The organism is Nostoc sp. LEGE 12447, assembly GCF_015206985.1.
Lineage (GTDB): Bacteria > Cyanobacteriota > Cyanobacteriia > Cyanobacteriales > Nostocaceae > Nostoc.
In genome coordinates, this window is the sequence record NZ_JADEXT010000003.1 from 110,289 (window position 1) to 131,676 (window position 21,388).

15 protein-coding genes are annotated in these 21,388 nt (G+C 42.2%); 7 read left to right on the plus strand and 8 right to left on the minus strand.

Annotated elements, in window-relative coordinates; translation table 11 throughout:
* Window positions 1-171: 171 nt before the first annotated feature.
* On the minus strand, window positions 172-825 hold the full coding sequence (locus IQ274_RS05145) for a hypothetical protein (protein WP_194141615.1): 654 nt from the start codon (window positions 823-825) through the stop codon (window positions 172-174).
* A gap of 380 nt (window positions 826-1,205) precedes the next feature.
* Here IQ274_RS05145 and galE point away from each other — a divergent pair, with 380 nt between their 5' ends.
* The 3 genes from galE (at window position 1,206) to IQ274_RS05160 (ending at window position 3,011) form a co-directional block, all read left to right on the plus strand.
* The gene (galE, locus tag IQ274_RS05150) at window positions 1,206-2,204 is read left to right on the plus strand and encodes a UDP-glucose 4-epimerase GalE (RefSeq protein ID WP_194141616.1); all 999 of its coding nucleotides are present in this window, start codon (window positions 1,206-1,208) and stop codon (window positions 2,202-2,204) included.
* A gap of 177 nt (window positions 2,205-2,381) precedes the next feature.
* The gene (locus tag IQ274_RS05155; protein ID WP_163933813.1) at window positions 2,382-2,618 is read left to right on the plus strand and encodes a type II toxin-antitoxin system Phd/YefM family antitoxin; all 237 of its coding nucleotides are present in this window, start codon (window positions 2,382-2,384) and stop codon (window positions 2,616-2,618) included.
* Between the two features lie 15 nt (window positions 2,619-2,633).
* Complete coding sequence (locus tag IQ274_RS05160) at window positions 2,634-3,011, plus strand: type II toxin-antitoxin system VapC family toxin (protein WP_228058043.1); 378 nt, start codon at window positions 2,634-2,636, stop codon at window positions 3,009-3,011.
* 48 nt (window positions 3,012-3,059) lie between these two features.
* Here the strand turns inward: IQ274_RS05160 and IQ274_RS05165 are convergent, their stop codons facing one another.
* From IQ274_RS05165 to IQ274_RS05175, 3 genes are all read right to left on the minus strand, one after another.
* Window positions 3,060-3,758, minus strand: coding sequence for a hypothetical protein (locus IQ274_RS05165; RefSeq protein WP_194141617.1), 699 nt, complete (start codon window positions 3,756-3,758; stop codon window positions 3,060-3,062).
* Window positions 3,733-4,980, minus strand: a complete 1,248-nt coding sequence (locus IQ274_RS05170) for a sulfite exporter TauE/SafE family protein (protein WP_163933810.1) — start codon at window positions 4,978-4,980, stop codon at window positions 3,733-3,735. The genes IQ274_RS05165 and IQ274_RS05170 overlap by 26 nt, the downstream gene beginning before the upstream one ends.
* A gap of 343 nt (window positions 4,981-5,323) precedes the next feature.
* A complete protein-coding gene (locus IQ274_RS05175; protein WP_228058044.1) occupies window positions 5,324-6,535 on the minus strand; it encodes a response regulator in 1,212 nt (403 codons plus the stop codon).
* 394 nt (window positions 6,536-6,929) lie between these two features.
* On the opposite strand from IQ274_RS05175, the gene IQ274_RS05180 reads away from it, so the two are divergent.
* Entirely contained in the window at window positions 6,930-8,000 is a 1,071-nt protein-coding gene (locus IQ274_RS05180; RefSeq protein WP_194141618.1) for a M28 family peptidase, read from the plus strand.
* A gap of 92 nt (window positions 8,001-8,092) precedes the next feature.
* On the opposite strand, the gene IQ274_RS05185 is transcribed toward IQ274_RS05180, so the two are convergent.
* A complete protein-coding gene (locus IQ274_RS05185; RefSeq protein WP_194141619.1) occupies window positions 8,093-8,548 on the minus strand; it encodes a hypothetical protein in 456 nt (151 codons plus the stop codon).
* Window positions 8,549-9,230: 682 nt separating this feature from the next.
* On the opposite strand from IQ274_RS05185, the gene IQ274_RS05190 reads away from it, so the two are divergent.
* Window positions 9,231-10,877, plus strand: a complete 1,647-nt coding sequence (locus IQ274_RS05190) for an alpha/beta hydrolase (protein WP_194141620.1) — start codon at window positions 9,231-9,233, stop codon at window positions 10,875-10,877.
* Window positions 10,878-11,812: 935 nt separating this feature from the next.
* Window positions 11,813-12,544, plus strand: a complete 732-nt coding sequence (locus IQ274_RS05195) for a DUF6875 domain-containing protein (RefSeq protein ID WP_322745182.1) — start codon at window positions 11,813-11,815, stop codon at window positions 12,542-12,544.
* A 281-nt stretch (window positions 12,545-12,825) separates the two neighbouring features.
* On the opposite strand, the gene IQ274_RS05200 is transcribed toward IQ274_RS05195, so the two are convergent.
* Entirely contained in the window at window positions 12,826-13,149 is a 324-nt protein-coding gene (locus tag IQ274_RS05200) for a hypothetical protein (RefSeq protein WP_163933797.1), read from the minus strand.
* 441 nt (window positions 13,150-13,590) lie between these two features.
* Between IQ274_RS05200 and nifJ the strand changes: the two genes are divergently transcribed.
* Entirely contained in the window at window positions 13,591-17,211 is a 3,621-nt protein-coding gene (gene nifJ / locus IQ274_RS05205) for a pyruvate:ferredoxin (flavodoxin) oxidoreductase (RefSeq protein WP_194141621.1), read from the plus strand.
* 128 nt (window positions 17,212-17,339) lie between these two features.
* Here nifJ and IQ274_RS05210 read toward each other — a convergent pair whose 3' ends face one another.
* Window positions 17,340-19,013, minus strand: a complete 1,674-nt coding sequence (locus tag IQ274_RS05210; protein ID WP_194141622.1) for an ATP-binding protein — start codon at window positions 19,011-19,013, stop codon at window positions 17,340-17,342.
* A gap of 310 nt (window positions 19,014-19,323) precedes the next feature.
* The gene (locus IQ274_RS05215) at window positions 19,324-21,243 is read right to left on the minus strand and encodes a GTPase family protein (protein ID WP_194141623.1); all 1,920 of its coding nucleotides are present in this window, start codon (window positions 21,241-21,243) and stop codon (window positions 19,324-19,326) included.
* Window positions 21,244-21,388 lie beyond the last annotated feature (145 nt).

Here is a 21,388-nt window from a genome sequence, read left to right on the forward strand (position 1 = left end):
TAAAGCAATTTTGCAACTTTATCCTAGATTAACTGCTAGCCCAAGCAGGCAGCTATGTAGAGGGAATGGGGAATGGGGAAGGGAAAAACCTATTTGGGGACAGTGGCTAACTAATTCAACCCTTTGCCCTTTCCCTTTACCCTTTATCCTTTACCCCTTTTTTTAACTTTATTACCGTTGAACACGCATGAACCTGTAAACTTCAGCGAGATAACTTTCCCAAGTTCTTGTTGTCAATTGCAACGTTTCCGAATTTGGTACAAAGTCTTCAAGTCGTAAACCGCGTGTGCGAATATCTTGAGGATTTCCTTGTAATAGGTAGGGAGGCACTCTTAAATTATAAGAAATAATGCTATCTCCCTTTACATCTGAGATATTTGCTGTGGTGTTTGGTTGCCCTAATGCCACCAGTGTCCCAGATGTTGATACAGCAGATGCTACAGATGTGTCACCTGTCATTGCTAGAGGTGCCCTATAGAGGAAATAGGCGACTGCTGGTGTACTTGCCAACAGCAAAATCGTCAGTGCCCAACCTATCAAGTATCCTCCTGGTTTTTCTATTCCGCCTCCTTTAATTTTTTGAGCAGCCAAAATCATCAGTAAAACAGAGGCCCCCAGAGGCTTGAGTGGAAAAGATAGCATTCTCCACAAAGATGCCACAGCTGGTTCACTGGGGTTCAGAAATGAAAGGGCTACGATTACCAAGATAACGACTAAGATTAATCGCCCTACAAAAGTTCCAGAGGGATAAAATCGCTGGAACAAAGAATATACGATAGTGCCAATCAGCAGCCACAGCAGTACCCGGCTTAGCAATAGAAACATAGATTAACTCTCAAATTTTCTGGTGCGGTGAGCCAGTGTGGTGGTAAGACAGTCCACTTGACTAGGGGTTTTTATGCCCCAGGAGGAACTGTCCTGCATGGTTTCCCTGTATAAAACAACTAGTGACTTCTTAGCCGCGACGCTAAAAGCGTCACCCATAAGGTTCAACCTAGAGGTTTCGGGAAATGGATTTATTTTATTGTCAAATTGTAATCGTACTGTTTGACTTAAAATACTTCAAACCTCACACCCAAAGACTACCGTCGTAGTGATTTTAGTTCAAATTTTTAACACTGCGCCTATTATTTATAATTTTCCAGAAGAGTAATGTGGCACCGGTAAACTAAATTAATTGAGTAATCCACTTAAAAGGAAAAACTATGTCGTCTGGAAAGCCTACCATTTTAGTCACGGGGGGAGCTGGATACATTGGTTCTCATACGGTGCTAGCTTTGAAGCAAGCGGGTTATAACGTTATCATCCTTGATAATCTGGTCTATGGGCATCGTGACCTGGTAGAAAAGATTTTACAGGTAGAACTGGTAGTAGGGGATACAGGCGATCGCGCCTTACTAGATCAACTATTTAAAACCCGCGATATTGCTGCTGTGATGCACTTTTCTGCCTACGCCTACGTAGGAGAATCAGTGACTGACCCAGCTAAATACTACCGCAATAACGTTGTTGGTACTTTGACTCTGTTAGAGGCGATGCTGACAGCATCTGTAAAGAAATTTGTCTTTTCTTCTACCTGTGCTACCTACGGCGTGCCAGAATTTGTACCCATTCCAGAAAACCATCCTCAAAATCCGATTAATCCTTATGGCACTACAAAGCTAATGGTAGAGCGGATTCTTTCTGATTTTGATGTTGCTTATGGTTTTCAATCAGTGCGTTTCCGCTATTTTAATGCTGCTGGTGCTAATCCCAATGGCTTACTCGGCGAGGATCACAACCCAGAAACCCATTTGATTCCCTTAGTGCTGATGACAGCTTTAGGCAAACGAAAATCCATCTCAATTTTCGGCACCGATTACCCCACGCCTGATGGTACTTGTATTCGTGATTATATTCATGTTAATGACTTAGCAGATGCCCATATTTTGGGATTGGAATATTTATTAAAAGGTGGCGATAGCGAAGTTTTTAATTTGGGTAATGGTAGCGGCTTCTCTGTCAGAGAAGTAATTGCAGCTGCCGAACAGGTGACAGGAACTTCGATACCAGTAGAAGAACACGATCGCCGTCCCGGAGATCCCCCAATTCTCATTGGCACCAGTGAGAAAGCCAGAACAATCTTAGGCTGGCAACCTCAATATCCATCCATCGAAGATATTGTCGCTCATGCGTGGCAGTGGCATCAAAAGCGACATTTGTAAAAGAAGAATTCAGAATAAATTAGTGGGGGGATGGGGAGAAATCTGACCCCGCACACTCCCCACACTCCTCTGCCTACAGTATCGTGAGAAATCCGGGTGAAAGGGCAGATACGAAAAACACTTACACAAAGAATCGCTTAAAATTAAGGCGTAAAAGTGATCGCATAAATTGGCGGTATGAAGTACCTCAATATTCAAGATACAGATAGTACTCTCACAGCGCTATTGGATGAGGTGACAGCAACTCAAACCGAAGTTGTAGTTACTCGTGATGGCATTCCAGTTGCTCGCATTGTGCCTTGGCAAGCAAAACAAACTTCTACTCATCACTACCCATTGCGGGGGCTGCCGATTGGAATTGCAGAAGATTTTGACGAATCTATGCCGGAACTTTGGGAAGCCTTGGGCGAATGATTTTATTAGATACTCATGTTTGGCTCTGGTTACTCCATAATCCAAGTCAGTTATCGAGTCAAGCCCAAGCCGCAATTGATTCAGAAGAACCACAAAGTGGCTTGCTCGTCTCTACTATTTCAGTATGGAATAATTGCAATCAAATTCAGCATTGGAAAACTAACCTTACCGTTACCAATTGATGAATGGTATTCCTTAGCGCGAATGCACTCAGGTATTGTTATCGAGTCTTTGAATCCTCTAGATGCGATCGCCAGTACACAACTGCCGGACAATTTTCATAAAGATCCAGCAGACAGAATTATAGTTGCGATCGCTAGACGATATGGAATTCCTCTGGTAACTTGCGATGCGAAGATTCTGAATTATCCTCATGTACAAACGATCTGGTGAAGTGAATTCACACAAAGGGAGACACAAAAAAATGTCTCCCTCTGCTCCCTACTCCCCACCCCCTCTCATGTTTCGCAGTACGACAACTAAGATGCCGATAAATCCGAAGATTGGCAGTGCGATCGCCCAAATGGGTAATTTCTGAGATTCACCCTCTACGAAATCACCATTGACATCTCGCTGAATTTGTGTATTTTGTGTAGAACCGCCTGCTACAGTAACTTCAAATTTGAAGTTAAAAGGTTTGAATCTTGCCCCAGAGACTGGTTTACCATTTAGTTGCAACTCATAAATACCTGGTTTGGGAAAGGTAATTTCTGTACCTGGAATACCTTGATAACGTTCGGCTGCTACAGCTTCTAACCGTGGTTCTAGCAGTGCAGGCTCTCCGGTTGCATAAGGTTCGGCATAAACAGCCAACCGACAATTACACTGTGACAGGGGAATAACCCTTCCGCCTCTGCGGGTAAGCGCAAACCAGACTTGGGAGGGTTCTCCAGCCCGAGGATTATCATTTGGCTCAATGTGGAGGGTGCCACCAACATCTCCAGAAACTTCCACCTTATGAGCAGATGCAGGGTAAAGATTAGTGACTGATATAACTAAGAAACTCAGGAATAATAAATACTTTATTGTTCCTTGACTCTTCCAAGAAATGCCTTTGAGTAGGTGATGCCTCTGTTTTTGACTCGTTGGGATTGAGCCAGAGAACAAGGATAATTTACCGCGATTTTGTTGGGGGGACATAAAACTTTTCTACGGCTAACTTTGACCAAAAAAAACGCGAGCGCACTAGTAAGACACTGAGGGTAATAATTCCCATCAGTACTGCCGCTAAGTTATTTCCCCAAGTTGATTGCAAGGAACCCAAGTAATGGGAACCAATCAACACAGCATGAATAGCACTCAAGAGCAAGGCTGGCACACCCAATAGATGAATCTGTCGCCAACGCTTGCCCAAAGATTTCTGCAACGATTCCCAACTCGTTAAAGCGGCGGGGGACATTAATACTAATGCTACAGCACCCGCAGCCATACCCCACTGAAATTCTGGCGGCATAAAAGAAAAGGCGGCAAAATTCCATTGCAATGAGTGTTCTATCATGTGGAAGGTGTGAACGACAGAAAGCACAAAAGATCCCACCCCCAAGGCGCGGCGATAACGCAATGGTGAAGCCCACAACCCACTAATAGGACGCGCAATTAACGCCAATATTAAGCAGAATAAAGCGGCGTGCCCGGTGTAATCTACCATTGTGTCACCAGTCCGTAGCAGGGTAATGATGCCAATGGTGAGTGTCACCCAACCGCCTAATCGAAATAACTGACTGCGCTTGTCTTTACTTACCAACGACGTGGAGATGCCTACCCCTAGCATAGTTGGCAGAGTTCCCAGTCCAAAAGCCAGCATAGTTGCCCCACCCATCCATAAATTGCCAGTTTCAACGGCTTTGATTTGGGCAGCATACAGGAAACCACAGGGCATTAAACCCCAAGTCATCCCCAAAAGTATTGGTGTCCACCATTTAGTTTTAAAGGAAAGCTTAACCATTCCTGTGCTGAGGCGATCATGTAGCCTACCTTGTAATAGGGGATGTAGCACGGGAATACGCGGGAGCAAATCGGGTTTTACTTGTCCTAAGCCAAACCAAATCAGCATCACACCAGTCAAAATTGCCATCCAGTGCCGAAAGTCGCTGCCAATACCCGCTAGCTGTCCACTTTGCAGCAATACCGAACCTAACGCCCCAATGCCAGCACCGACTAGAGCATAGCTCAACATCCGCCCCAGGTTTAGCAAAAGATGAAATTTTAATTGTTGTCGCCAAGTAGCTGGCTTTTCTGAGGGTGATGTCCCTTTCGGCTGATGAGACAGGGAAAATGCCACTGTTAAAGGGCCACACATGCCAAAACAGTGCCCAAAACTCCCCAGGAACCCCAGGATTGAGATCAGCAACAAATCTACCATAAAAAAAGCCCTGAGTTCTGAGTCATGAGTTCTGAGTGTCAGAATAAAGATTTTGAAGAAGTAATAAGAAATTCTTTTCTTCTTTACTTAGTACTCAGCACTCCTCTAGTGCGGCACTTTACGTAAAGTTGCGATCGCTGTCAAAAGACAAGTTGTCAAACTTGACATTCACTATATAAAAAAAGTAAACAAGCCTGCGTGTAAACATTTATAAAATTAATTTTACAAATAAATAAAGTACATCATGCCCAGCTATCCTCAATGTATTGAGTAGAGTAAGAGAAAGTGTGAGTGGGATATTATTTTTACCTCACAAAGTTTAAATCTGCTGTATAAATTATTTTTACAAGCTTAATGGTAGTATAACTGTGAATCTTGTCCAACCTTGAGTACTGGTAAATTCTATTGTGCCTTGGAGATATTCTACAAGCTTCTTAACTAATGCCAAGCCCAATCCTGTGCCGCCATGTTTCCAGAAATCGTTGTCAGGAATCCGGTAAAAGGGATCAAAGATTCGAGATTGATCTTTTTGAGGAATTATTACGCCAGAATTGCTAATTTTAATTTCAAAGAAGGGGACTTGAGAATCGATTTCTATCCCAGATTGAGCATCTTCATTAATGAAATCTTTTGTAAGGTAGATGATCTGAGCAGTTAATTGAATCTCTTCATCGGGAGGGGAATATTTGCAAGCGTTGTTGAGTAACTCTGAGACAATTTTGGACAGAAGAGCTAAGTCGGTAACTATCGGTGGTAAGTTTTGAGGGATGCTAACCTGGAAAATCTGTTGCTGAGTTCGAGCGCATTCTCGAAAATACAAGGCTAAATGCGGAAGCCAGTCTTGAAGTTTAAATGAACTTATTTCTAAGGGATAGACATCTGTATCAATCATTTGCATAGACAGCAGATTGTTCACTAAATCTAGCCCCTCTTCACACTGTTGACGCAGAATAGTTAGGTAGTCAGCTACAGACTCAAATGGAGAAAGTAGCTCTGAATTGAAAATGCCTTCTCGCTGAAGAATATTTTCTAGCACGGAGATTGTCATTTTGATATTCTTTAATGGCATTCTCATTTCATGAGAGGTGGTTGCTAAAAAATCCTCTTTAAACTGGTTTAGCCGTTGCAATTGTGATAATTGCTCCCGTTGATAGCAATTGAGTGCCGTTTGAATGGCAACATAAAGTTGTTGTTCTTTGATAGGTTTGAGAATGTAACCAAAAGCAAATGTCAATTTAGCGCGATCCACCGTGCTTTTGTCAGAATGTCCAGTTATGTAGACAATAGGGATTTGAAAACGATTCCAGATTAATTCCGCCGCATGAATACCGTCCATCTCACCCTGCAACTGGATATCCATCAAAACCAGGTTTGGGAGTAATTCAGAAGTTTTTTCAATTGCTGTTTCTGCGGAATCAGCAATATCTAAAACAGTGTATCCTAGCAATTCTAAAGTTTCTTGTAAATTCATAGCTAAGATATACTCATCCTCAACAACCAGAATTCGAACTGTCTCTATTGTCTGAGTGTTTGATAAAATACTGTTCATGTTCATAAGCTGCTTTTTCTCAAATAAATTTTGAAGTATATAAAAATAATAAAATGCTATGAGCTAGCTTTCGCACTCCGGGCGAAAACGCAAAAATATCGGAGTTTGGTTAAAAATTTTTTGAAACATCTGGGTATTTTATTTTTTCGACATCCCTGAACTTTGTTCGATACTGATAAACAATATGGAGGGAATTCAATAATCGATGTAGGTACTTACTTACCTTCGCACAGGGAATATAAGTTTTAATTATTAAAGATTTTATGTGAGGCTAGGCTTTGTTTATGTAGGGGCAATTTATGAATTGCCTCTATAGCTTGTAGTTTTGCATCAGTCTTATAGGCGTATCTTCAAACAGAAATGATATTAATACAACTTGGATGAGCAAAGGATAAATCACATGAAAAAATGGATTTGGCTAATGCTGTTGCTGCTAGTGACTGTTGCTGTGTTGGGTAGCAGAGGTAACACGCTTTTTAAACAGCGTCCCTCGCCAGGAATTGTTGAAAGCATTCCTGTGGAAACGTCGCAACCACAACTAGAGTTAAAAAAAGTTGATGATACCCTACAAGTGTCTACCGATCAGCTATTAAACCATATCCAAAAGTTAAATTTCCAGCGCTACACCACAAAAGAGCGATCGCTCACTCGCACTTATATCACAACTGAACTGAAAAAATTCGGCTGGAAGCCCAAATTAGAAAAGTTCTCTGAGGGTGTAAATATTTTTGCTGAACGTATAGGAACTAACAAAGGCGCTAAAGCAATTCTCGTCGCAGCGCATTACGATACTGTTGCTTTATCCCCCGGTGCTGATGATAACGCTAGTGGTGTAGCTGTAGTGCTAGAAGTTGCGCGGTTGCTTGGTTCTCGCCCCACACCACGGACATTACAACTAGCTTTTTTTGACCAAGAAGAAGCAGGACTTTTGGGTAGTCAAGCTTTTGTGAGTAAGACAGCACGCTTGCAAAACTTAGACGGAGCGATCGTTATGGATATGGTTGGTTATGCTTGTTACACTGTTGGGTGTCAGAAATACCCGGCGGGTTTGCCCGTTACCCCACCTAGTGACAAGGGCGACTTTTTGGCAGTGGTTGGTGATACAGAACATTTGCCTTTGCTGAATGCCTTTACAAGCTCACAGTTTCTCCCCTCAAGCGCCCTAAATAAACAGGAATCAAATCTGCCACCAGTCCTAATACTACCAATTCCTTTTAAAGGTTTACTGACACCGGACACTTTACGTAGCGATCATGCACCATTTTGGTATCAGGGTGTGGGTGCTGTGCTAGTGACAGATACAGCAAATTTACGGACTCCGCACTATCATCAACCTAGTGATGTTCCAGCGACTATCGAGCGATCGTTTTTTACAGGAGCAGCGCAGATTGTGGTAAATGCTACTAGTAACTTGTTAAATAAGAATAAGGTTTTGCAAAGTCAATCACCAAGCCAAGTGAATAATTCCTAATTAAATAGGACTTACGCAACAGTACAGGCGGTAGGGACAATAAGCTACTTTGCGTCTAAAATCAGGGTTTTGACTATTTAAAGAACAAATCACTAATTAGGCGTAGCGGTAGTAGTATTTGGTTCAGGTAAAGTCAACGTCCAGTTCTGTTTATCATTGATTTGGAAGTACAAACCTTGGAAAATGAGCCGCAAAGCCGTTCGAGTTCTAACAAACTTCTGCACCAAATAAGTTCCTGGTTCAGCAAAGATACCATTAAAGTTTTTTTTATAACCAAATTGTTTTGAACAGTAACTACCAGCACCTTGGACTGTTACTACAAAAAATGGAGCTTGTTTGTATTCATTAGGAATCATAAAGATTCCATATACATGGTGACGACCACGCCACGGCTGAACAATAACCTTAGTAGCATTTACTTGAAATTTTTTAGTTTTTGATACTAAAAGATCCCCGATATTACAATCAGAATCATTCACAGGCCACCACAGTGTAATAATACTCAAGGAGAGTAACAAAATTAAAATATAGCGGAGTCTGCGACGCATAAAGCCAAGAAAAATTGTTGATGCGGCTAGTAGAATTTAATGAGTAATGATAGTGCAGCTACAGCAGTAAGACTATCGACCTGCAACACCTCTGCAACACCTTCTAAAAGGCAAAGACAAAACATTAAGCGGCCGTTTAAAATGTGCTGTCAAAAAGATTGCATTCACTCAATTTTGAACTTTAGTTTCTAGATGACCACATACATGAATCTAGTTGCTCTGTATAAATGATTTTTGATTGTTGCTAACAAAATTTTGACATTACTGAAACTGAGAGAAATGCTGAAACTTTTGTAACTAAGAGAATTTTGTATTTAATAATTCAAAATCCAAAATCTAAAATTTGATGAGGATATCAGCCGACAAAAAGTGCAAATTGGAGATGCGTAGTTTTCCGCCGCAGGCATCGCTTCGCCTGTTCTATAGTTTAGTTACAGTATTAAACCTAGCGGAGAAACAATCAGACTTTTGTGGCTGTTAACACTGATTCATGCCCAAATTTTTAGCTGTGATGAATTCTACAATTCGTTACTTTTGATGAGCTTTGATTGCTTTGAGCAGATTGGGGCTATTTCTATCGAGTTCAGAGAAAAATCTGCTTTGATTTCTGGGCGATTAAAGGGGTAGTCAAATACACAAATATTCGTTATATTCCCCTAAGTAGGAGTTGGTATAAATATTTATGGTAAGAAGTTGGAGAAGTCTTAAGACAGTTGCAGGTTTCTTTAGTGCAATTGTACTTACACAGTTTGGGGTAAATACTTCGGCTATTGCGGCTGAAACCGTTGTTGTGCGTTTGGGTTTATTTACAGAATCCATCTCCCTTACTGAGTTGCAAAACGCTGCCAAAACAGGAGAATTGCCTAGGAGCTTGCAGTCTTACGCTAAAGGATTATCTGAACAACAACGCCGCTTCCTATTAGGGGCACTAGGTATGAATATACCGATGAACGTTGTCACCATTAATAAGTTGCTTAATACTCAGATTGGCACAACTATTCTCAATGACTTCGCTACAGCCTTAGCCCGAAAGGACAATGCTGGGGCACAAGCACTGAGAGGAGGATTGGTATTAGGCTCTACTGCGCCAGGAGGTCTTTCTATATTGAGTTTTATCGCTGCTTATCCGAGTAAACGCTTAGAAATTGATTTACCAAAAGCTTTGATAGTTGCAGGGAATTTGAATACAGCTTTTTGGCGCACGCAGCAATTTATGCTAGCTATTGCTCCCCAACTCGACCCTAAAACACCGCAGATTGCTTTTCCTTTTGATCCCAGCCAACCAGGAACGGCTCAAGTAAAAATACTCAACTTAAGCCTGAATGACCAAAAGCACAATCGCAAAATTCCAGTTGATATTTACTGGTCAAATGATGCAACTGCCAATAAACCCTTAATTGTCTTTTCTCACGGCTTAGGATCAGTCCGCACGGACTTGCGTTACCTGGCAGAACATTTAGCATCACACGGTTATGTAGTAGCTGCTTTAGAACATCCTGGTAGTAATGAGGATAATATTAATTCTGCATTACAGGGCAAAACCAGACCTGTGAAGCCTCAAGAGTTTTTAAATCGCCCTCAAGATGTTAGTTTTATTCTCGACGAATTAGAAAAGCTCAACCAAACAACTAATCATCCCCTACAAGGGAAACTTGCGACCATGAACGCGATGATTGTTGGTTATTCTTTTGGTGGTGGTACAGCTTTAGCACTGGCGGGAGGGGAGTTACAACTAGAACGGCTCAAACAACGCTGCAAAAAGAACTTGGCTATCTTAAGTCTAGGAGAAGCTATGCAGTGCATCGCCCAAGAACTGCCAGAAAATACCTATCAATTACGGGATACGAGAATAAAACAGGCGATCGCTCTCAATCCTACAACTTCTCTGATTTATGGCGAAACTGGGTTAACTAAGGTGCAAATTCCGACTCTAGTGTTAGCAGGTTCCGCAGATAAAACCACCCCAGCTTTAACTGAACAGATTGTGGGTTTTGACAAAATTCCATCCCCCAAATGGCTAGTTGGTATAGTTGGGGGTACTCATCTGAGTGTAAAAGACCCCAGTAAGACTATGGATCAGATCGGACAACCAAATACACCCATTAGTGGCGGTGAAGTTGTAGGCGAACAAGCAGCAGATATTCGCAAGTACCTTAAAGCTATAACTTTAGCGTTTGCTGCACAGATGACCCCAGAAGCTAAAAACTACGCCGTGTTTCTGACACCAGATTATGCTCAGTTTGCTTCGACTAAAGCATTTCCATTTCGCCTAATTACGCAGATTCCTTCTGATGCTATGGCAGTGGTGAAAGAATTTGCTGATAAATAAGGAACTGGCAATTAAACCAATATTTAATTCTGTAAGACAAGGGCCAGTTACTACAACCTTGGCTCCCAAACTTGTAGTAACTGGCCTTGTCTTACTCTTTAATCTCTAGATTTTTACTGAATATTTCTTAAATCCTCTCTTCCTTTGCGTCCTTCTCTGAAAGATGCAGCGCGTTGGCACAAGCCTCTCGTAGAAATGAGGGTTCATTCAAATTAAGCGCATCTTCATGAAGAATAGCAGGACTTACGCATTGACAGGAAAGACCAAATATAGATCAATACGCTTCAGCTATTGTCAAAAAGCATAAACTGTGTATGGGCAATTCATGTAGACACAAAGCAGCTGTTCTATGATTTCTCCAATCGAGTACCCGAAGGATATTGCCCCTACAGCACAAGTCTATTTACCATCAGAAAATGATTAATAAAAATCTGAAATGACATATTTAAGTTGATACAGAACATGATTCTTGTGTACAGTGCGTAAGTACTAATTCTGTATGATATAGCATCAATATAATGCCTTCTTCTAGCGAAGACACCAAGGAGGAACGGCAAAAATAAGTATTTAGACAAAAATTTCTGTGTATAAAAAAGATCAACACGATGTTAGGATGTTCAGTAAAAACTAAACTTTTACAGTAAAAATAACTATTTGGATATAAACTTTATAATATCTTTGTTGAAAATCATGGAAGCTTAAGAGTGTAAAAAAGTAAGAGCATCTACTGGATAATATATGATGTATGTCTTTTGGCTCAAGTACCAAAAAGCAATAAGCACAACTTGCTTTGTGTGAAAATATCTTTGTGTATTGATTAGTGTAATTTTTTGGACTCGCAAAAATGCCTTAGCATTTTTATTTCCTACAAACTATAAATAAACCAAAAATAAAAAAGTCAAGGCTTGTTTTGTTTACTTAGATAATAGTTAGTTTTGGCACATAATTTGGATTCAGATTTCAAAAATTCTTCTATTTCACCTAAGCTGATGCAACTATATACAATTCTTGAAATCGAACAACTCCAGGAATACGAAGACCGTCCTTACTTACTTGAAACTATAGAGTGGGTGAAAAGTTTTTTAGCAAGACCTCATCCTAACTTAGGAAGACCCGGCGCAGTGTGCCCTTTTGTACCTTACTCTCTCAAGTCAAACAGTATTCGTCTAGCAGTTATTCGTACCAAGTATTTGTATCCAGAACAACTAGAAGAGATTGTTGGACGCTATAAAGATATCTTTTTGAAAATGGAAGTTAAAGAGCAGGAATTAGAAATAAACAAAGCTTTTTTACTTATTTTTCCTGATGTTCATATAGAGGACGCTTGTAAATTAATAGATAGTGTCCAACAAAAACTTAAACCTTTGTTTGTTGAGTCAGGACTGATGATAGGAGAATTTCATAAACGTAATGAAACTCCCGGTATGCACAATCCAAACTTTCGTCCACTTCGTAGCCCTATACCCTTATTGGCTATACGGTTTATGGTTGAGGCTGACCTCCCCTTTCTTCTGAATCCGGCTGATCCACGCTTACGTATTAGATATTTGGAAGCTTATTTAAAGTGTTTTGATAGCAAATTTACGGATGAAACAAAGTTTAGAAATGCTCATCAAGCATTGGCTTTAGCGAAAGAGCAACTTAAACAAGAAAATTTGGTGCATTAGTCAAAATTCAGGATTATGAATACCTACCCATGAAGGGATAGAGATTTATAAATGAAAGGTGTGTTGCACTGTTGCTAACACACCCTACTTGTGTAGCAAGGCTAAAATAGTGTATTAGACGTAGGTTGGGTGAAGCGGAGCGCAACTCAACCTAAAATGTTGTATTAGATTTTGTAGTTTAGTTCGAAGTATGAGACCCAACACCCCGATTAATGTTGGGTTTCGTTCCTCAACCCAACCTACATTTAATACCCTATTTTAGATTTGAAATAACCCTTAACTTAATTACCTTCCCCGATCGCTATAAAATTAAAAGACGATTTTTCTTTCTTAACTTCCAGTTGTGCAGAAGTTGAGCCAGACTGTTGTTTAACTTCCAGATCCCATATAGAAACTTGGAATTTGTTGAGGTCTGTATCCTTAACAACAATTTGATTATCTGCTCCCCAACCATTGAGAGTGGTAACTACGACTGGAGTAGTCACAAAAGGTTGTGAAAACGTAATTACATACAATCCTGGTTCAGATGATTGAACTTCAAATCCTTCACCGACCTGTTTTGTTCCATCATCACTAACTGTTCCGTAAATAATTTTTTGTGCCATATTTTTCTCGACTTTTTCATCTGGGAATTTCTCTGTATAGTATACCTGTCATAGGGTACACGTGTGTTGAGACCAGACTAACCCATGCTGTTGTGCTTGTGAATAGTTCAGGATTTGCAGCAATTGGTACATGGAGCGATCGCAGTTTAGCTTGGATTTAGCGAACAAAAATATTCCCGAACCCATACCCCACAAAAAAGAATTAATTATCTCAAAGCCTTATCTAATCAATACTTGGGTTATTGAGTACATGATTAAGACATATTAATAGATGCGCTATTTCAGATGAGATATTCATATATGCAGTATTTATTTAAAGTTAACTGAAAAGCGCATAATAAACTGCTTGCTTGGCGCTGCCTAACTAACTCTGGCTATTTTTAATTTTTCTATTTACGTGTTCTGATAATGCAGTTGAGAGACGGGGACAAAAATCATATTATGAACAAAACATTTGCAACCATTGATGGAAATGAAGCTGTCGCCCGTGTTGCTTACAAACTAAATGAAGTAATTGCCATTTATCCCATTACCCCCTCTTCAGCAATGGGTGAATGGGCAGATGCTTGGTCAGCAGAAGGTCGTCCCAACCTCTGGGGTACTATTCCCAGTGTCGTGCAGATGCAAAGCGAAGGGGGAGCGGCTGGTGCTGTGCATGGGGCATTGCAAACAGGTTCCCTGAGTACTACCTTCACGGCATCTCAGGGATTATTGTTGATGATCCCTAACTTCTACAAAATTGCTGGTGAGTTGACTAGTGCTGTAGTTCATGTTGCTGCGCGTTCCCTGGCTACCCACGCTTTATCAATTTTTGGCGACCATAGCGATGTCATGGCAGCTCGTGCTACTGGTTTTGCCCTACTGTGTTCCGCTTCGGTGCAGGAAAGTCAAGATTTTGCTCTCATTGCCCATGCTGCGACTTTAGAGACGCGAGTCTCGTTTATGCACTTCTTTGACGGCTTCCGTACTTCCCATGAAGTGCAGAAAGTTAAACTGCTTGCAGATGATGATTTGCGATCGCTCATCCCCGATCATCTCATACTTACCCACCGCAGCCGCGCCCTCACTCCAGATCGTCCAGTCTTGCGGGGGACTGCCCAAAACCCCGATGTCTACTTCCAAGGACGGGAAGGTGCTAATCCTTACTACAACGCCTGTCCAGAAATTGTCCAGCGCATCATGGATGAATTTGAAGAACGCACGGGAAGGCATTACAAAATCTATCAATATTACGGCGACAAGGATGCCGAACGGGTCATTGTTCTCATGGGTTCCGGCTGTGAAACCGTCCATGAAACGGTAGATTATCTTAACGCCCGTGGGGAAAAACTTGGTGTGCTAAAAGTCCGGCTTTATCGCCCCTTTGATGTGCAAAGGTTTGTTGCAGCATTGCCAAATAGCGTAAAAGCGATCGCAGTTCTCGACCGCACCAAAGAAGCAGGTAGCGCCGGAGAACCTTTGTATTTGGATGTTGTGGCTGCTATCCATGAGGCGTGGGGAGATAAGAGAGCAGGGGGGGCAGGGGGAGCAGGGGAGGCAGGGGGAGAAAATACTTTCTCATACCCTAAAATTATTGGTGGTCGTTATGGTCTTTCTTCTAAGGAATTTACGCCGGCAATGGTGAAGGGGATTTTTGATAACCTTGCCGAAGCTAAATCGAAGAATCATTTTACTATTGGGATTAATGATGATGTTAGTCATACTTCCTTGAGCTTTGACCCTAAGTTTTCTACAGAATCGGATAATGTTGTTCGGGCAATGTTTTATGGGTTGGGTTCAGATGGGACTGTTGGGGCTAACAAAAACTCTATCAAGATTATTGGTGAAGAAACCGATAATTACGCCCAAGGCTACTTTGTCTTTGATTCCAAGAAATCTGGCTCAATGACAGTTTCTCACCTCCGTTTTGGCAAAGAGCCAATTCGCTCCACCTACTTGATTGACCAAGCCAATTTTATTGGTTGTCATCATTGGGGATTTCTAGAACGCATAGATATTTTGAAAGCTGCTATTCCTGGGGCAACTTTGCTGCTTAACAGTCCATATAATGCAGATACCGTCTGGGAGAATTTGCCGTTGAAGGTACAGCAGCAAATTATCGATAAGCATTTGAAGTTATACGTAATCAATGCTAGCCAGGTTGCCCGTGAAAGTGGCATGGGTGGCAGAATTAACACCATTATGCAGGTCTGTTTCTTTGCCTTAGCGGGAGTCTTGCCGCAAGAAGAAGCGATCACTAAAATCAAACAAGCAATTGAGAAGACTTATGGTAAAAAAGGCCCAGAAGTTGTCCGTATGAACTTGCAAGCTGTAGACAACACTCTAGACAACTTGCATAAAGTAGATGTACCACAGACAATCAACAATCAACAATCAACAATTAACAACCCAAGATTGCTGGACTCCGCTCCCGAATTTGTGCGGGAAGTTCTGGGGAAAATCATGGTGTGGGAAGGTGATGATTTACCTGTTAGCACACTACCTGTTGATGGCACATTCCCTGTAGGTACTGCCAAGTGGGAAAAACGTAACGTTGCCGAAGAAATACCTGTGTGGGAGCCGGATGTCTGCGTTCAATGTGGGAAGTGCGTCATGGTTTGTCCCCACAGTGCCATCCGTGCCAAAGCTTATCAAGCTGATGAGTTAGTCAATGCACCAGAAACCTTTAAGTCAACTGGTGCAAAAGATAAAGACTTTGCCAATCAAAAATTTACCATTCAGGTAGCTCCAGAAGATTGCACAGGATGTACGATTTGTGTAAATATTTGCCCTGCTAAAGATAAATCTGAGCCATTGCGGAAAGCGATTAACATGGCGCAGCAGTTGCCTTTACAAGAGCAAGAGCGGAAAAACTGGGATTTCTTTTTGAGTTTACCTAATCCTGACAGGCGATCGCTAAAATTAAACCAGATTCGCCAACAACAACTGCAAGAACCTTTATTTGAATTCTCTGGTGCTTGTGCAGGTTGTGGTGAAACACCTTATTTAAAATTATTAACACAATTGTTTGGCGATCGCGCCGTCATCGCCAATGCAACAGGTTGTTCCTCAATTTATGGTGGCAATCTCCCCACAACTCCTTGGACAACCAACGCCCAAGGACGCGGCCCCGCATGGTCAAATAATTTATTTGAAGATAACGCCGAATTTGGTTTCGGCTTCCGCCTCTCCCTCGACAAACAAGCTGAGTTTGCAGCGGAATTGTTGCAAAATTTGGGGAGTGAAATAGATGAAAACCTTGTCTATTCCATCCTCAAAGCTGAACAAAAATCTGAGGCTGACATTTGGGAACAGCGCGAAAGAATAGAACTGTTGCAGCAGAAGTTAGATGAAATCGTAACTTTCGATCCTAATCTAAAATCCAAAATCCAAAATCTCAAATCCCTTGCAGATTACTTAGTGAGAAAAAGCGTCTGGATTGTTGGCGGTGATGGTTGGGCTTATGACATTGATTTTGGCGGTATAGATCATGTAATTGCTAGTGGTCGCAATGTCAACATCTTGGTGATGGATACAGAAGTGTATTCTAATACAGGCGGTCAATCTTCTAAAGCTACGCCACGAGCCGCAGTTGCTAAATATGCCGCCAGTGGTAAGCCAGGAGGGAAGAAAGACTTAGGGATGATTGCCATGACCTACGGAAATGTCTACGTAGCGAGTGTAGCCCTTGGTGCTAGAGATGAACATACTCTCAAAGCATTTTTGGAAGCAGAGGCTTATGATGGGCCATCAATAATTATTGCTTACAGCCATTGCATCGCCCACGGCATTAACATGACTACCGGGATGAATCACCAAAAAACTCTGGTAGAATCAGGCCGTTGGTTGCTGTATCGGCATAATCCAGAGTTGCTTAAACAGGGTAAAAATCCTTTGCAACTGGATATGCGATCGCCTACGCAATCTGTAGAACATTCGATGTATCAAGAAAATCGCTTCAAAATGCTCACTAAGAGCAAACCAGACGTAGCCAAGCACTTGTTAGAACAAGCGCAAGCTGAGGTAGATGCACGTTGGCAGATGTACCAATATCTGGCAAAGCGTGATATTCCCACAGCATAAGAGGCAAGGGGGCAGGGAGCAGGGGAGCAGAAGGGAAAGAAGTAATTTTTCATTAGTCCCATTCCCCATTTCCCATTCCCCATTCCCAATTCATTCTGGGATAAAACCAATGTTTACGACGGGCAACTTTACGCACTCACCAGAAAGTATCGATCAATTTCTGCCGTAAGTATTTCAAAGTCCACGGGTTTGGTTAAGTGGCATTTAAAACCAGACTTAAGCGCAAGTTCCTTATCCTCCTGGCCACCGTAGCCAGTGAGCGCAATCAGAATTGAGCGACTAAATTTAGAGTCTTTACTCAGTTCCTGTGCAACGGCGAATCCATCCATTTCGGGAAGTCCGATGTCACAAATAATCACATGAGGCTCCAACTCTTTTGCAGTTTGTACACCTGAAATTCCATTCTTGGCAATGGAAACTTCATGCCCGAAATGCTCAAGTACTGCTTTTAATGTTGTAGCAGAATCGTCATTATCTTCAATCACTAAAATCTTCAACGATTTTTTAGCCGCCTCCATAGTCTCCAGGTCGTTGTCCAAGGTTTTAAGCTCTTCGCATACAGGGAGAGTAACTTTGAATTCTGCTCCCAAATTGATCCCTCTACTTGAGGCTTCAACATTCCCACCATGAAGTTCGACAAGACTTTTGACTACCGAGAGTCCCAAACCTAGCCCACCCCTCGAACGGTCTAAACTGCGATCGGCCTGGGTAAACGGCTCGAAGAGTTCTGGTAAGATTGTCGGTTCTATCCCTATACCTGAGTCTCTTACAGATAAAGCTGCTAAACTGCCTGAGCCATTTTCACCTGGAATATATGAGAGATCCACCCAGATCGTCCCATCTGGTTTTGAAAACTTTAAGGCGTTATCAAGAAGGTTCCCAAATATTTGGAAGAATCGCGTTGGGTCAACATAAGCCCATACGGGCGTGCTTGGCAAGTCTTCTACTACGGTAAGATTCGATCTCTTTATTGTTTGTGTATGGTCATTGAGACTCTGGCGAACCAAATCTACAAGATTCAACTTCTCAAGGTTTAATGAAATCTTCCCGTAAGTGATGGACGATACATCTAGTAGCTCATCGATCAATTTCGAGAGGTGCTTAATCTGGTGCTGCATCATTAAAACTGTTTCTCCGACTCCACCAGTCACGCCCAGCTTCAATTTGAGAAGCTGAACCCCGTTCGAGATGGGGGCAACAGGATTCCTCAACTCGTGAGCTAGCATCGCAATGAATTTGTCTTTCAGGGCGTTTTGGTTCGTAAGTTTCTGGAAAAGTTGAACGTTCGCGATCGCTACTGCTGTAGTGTCGGTCAAAATCTCAAGCAGTTCTATTTCTTGAGATGTGGCTAGGTGTGGTGTACTCCAGTAGGCTCCGATCGCACCCAGTGGATCGGCAATCCGTATAGGAACCATCACTAAACTTTTGACAAAAGTCACTTTATAGGCATCAATAGGAATTCTTGCATCCTGATAAATGTCCTCAATCACGGCTGCTTGTTTATTGAGCATTGCCCAACCGGAGATACAAGACTTGAGCGGAAAACGCATCCCTTTCCAAAGTGGGCCGATGGCGTTTTCATCAACATAGTGGCAGCATTCACCATCCCGCAGTACAAAAGTTACTCCATCAGCATTTGTGAGATCCCTCGCAGCCAAACGCACAATCTCAATAATTTCCTCAATAGTCCGCACACAAGCCAAATCTTTAACGACTAAAAGCAGTCGATTGTAAGATGAAATACTATACCTCTGATGTGAATTGTGTTCTTTAGATATGGAGGTTTGTAATATATTTTTCATAAATAACTCCGAACAAAAAGGATGTTTGGTAAAAACTTAGTTAAAGCGGTAGGTTTTAGTAGACACCTACTCTTAATCGTAATCTTAACTTTGATGTTAAAAACTAAGAGATATTACGGCATTTTTTGTTCTCCTGTTTTCTATTTAGGAGTATAAAATATCTTTAAAAGCTAAGTAAATATTCTAGTTAAAGCTCGGTACTAATGGATTTTATGGTGTTTAATGAGACTGAGTGAGCGTGGCTAGCAAACTCGCTATTTAGGGGTAACAGAATGGAAGATGCGGATATTATTTACTCAAGGCAGACAAATTATTTGGCGATCGCCAAATAATACTCAAATCGCTCCCGGAGTTTTTCAACCGTTAGATTCTGAGTCCAGTACTCGACTAGAGCGTGACCAAATGCCCAGGCGTTGCGATCGGGTGAAGTGGAATTTTCTAGCAGTAGCGGCCAGAGGGATAGTAATTCAAAGTTGAGCGGGTTAGAGTTAGCTGTATTCAAGAGTGAGAAAAGCTCATAAGCCATTTGGAGTTTGCCAATCACAATTGGCAACTGTTCCACAGGAATTTGCTCTGCCAGAACATAGGCTAGGGTTGGAGATCCAGTTGATAGCGTAGAAACAAACTGGAGGACGGGACTTTTGAGCAATGCCGTTAGTCCCTGTGTTGTTGCCATCTGGAAGGTATAGTGGTCAATGATTTTGGCGGCGGCAACAGTACGGGCTTCGAGATTACGCAAAAAGCGGGCGAGACGGAGTTGTTTTGTAGGTGCGATCGCATCTACTAATCCTAGTGAAAGCGCCTCCACTCCCCAAGCAACTCGACCTGTTTTGCTGTCACCCGTAACCACTGGTAGAACTAGATTACAGAAGTTTCCCAATAATTTGGCGCGATACTCAGTAGCTTCCCGAATGGCAACTTCTTTTGGACGATCGCCCCATTCCCAATCATAAGGCGGTTGCCATTCACGGATGGGACGCAGCCGATCTACTTGAGTGACGATCGCGATTGCAGGTAAATCTGCAACTTCTGCTTTGATGTCTTGCAGAAAGTCTACATCCATTTGCAGAGCAGGATCGAGGGCAGGGGTGACTAACAGCAGCAAATCTGCATCGATAGCATAATCAAGCACCAGGTTTCGCAGATCGGCATGGTTGACTTGTTCGTAGCCGGGTGTGTCCAAAAGCGTCAAGGTTTCACCACTTTGAGTTTGCCATTGATAATTTTGAATGCGATCCGTACTGGGCAAAACATCAACGGCTGCTAAATCTGCCTGAAATAGCGTGTTAATCAAGCTACTTTTTCCTGAACCTGTGCGCCCCACCAGCAGAATATTCACGGGTTTTTGCTCAACTACCTCGGCTGGTTGAGCTTGAGTCAGTATTTCTCGCAGTGTTTGGGTTTTTACCTTGGGTAAAGTTGGTGTGGAGACTACGGTTGCTGAAACTGGTAATTTGCTACGTCCATAGAGGGCAATCGCTTGCCGACACAAGTTTTTCAGGGCAGCTTCCCGAAATAACTGGTTCAAATTTCCCAATAATTGCTGAGTTGCCTGGTTACTAGAACCCTGGCTGGCTTGTTTTGCCACCGCCGCCACCGGATTTAAAAGCCACTGTGCCCAGTTCCAAGCTTTCCAAAATTTTCGAGCCGATGGTTCCAACTTCCGGTAAACCTCATATCCTTGGTATGCTTGTCCAACCGTCACCTGATTAAGAACTGGGGATAATTTTTGCATCCACTGATCCATATCGTCCACCGTTCCCCGAATCAGTCCGTAAGCCTGGGGGACGTAAATATTCAGCAGGGGATATTGAATTTGAGGATTGTAGATATGAGCGATCGCTACAACTAAATCCTGGCATCGTGTCCAAAAGGTTTGCCAGTCTTCCCAAATGGGGCGATCGCTTTGTGACGCTTGTAGAATCTCTTGGAGTGCGGTTTCTGCAAGCTTTGTGACATCACTTCCTGCTGGTGGTCTAACTGTATCCTCTACTGCCGATTCTAATTCTTCTTGAACTTGAGCTAATACAGCTTCTACTTGATTAACAGCTGGTTGAGTCCATTTTACGAGTAGCCAGCGCCAACCAACGAATAAAAGGGTAAACACACCCCAAATCCAACTAATACCCCACGCATGAATTTGCGAACCGGCGGCTACCAGTAAGAAAATAATGATAAACGCGATCGGGATTGCCAAAACGACCCACTGCCACGGTTTTAATCGCACCATTACCCTATACCTGCTTTGGTTAGACTGCTTATATTCCCATTGTCGATCTAAATCTGGTGGTGAGTTGTGGATTAATGGGTGTATTAAAGTGTAGTAATAGCTTACACTAGCTGCGAGTTCATGTGATTTGTTGTGGTAGAAGTGG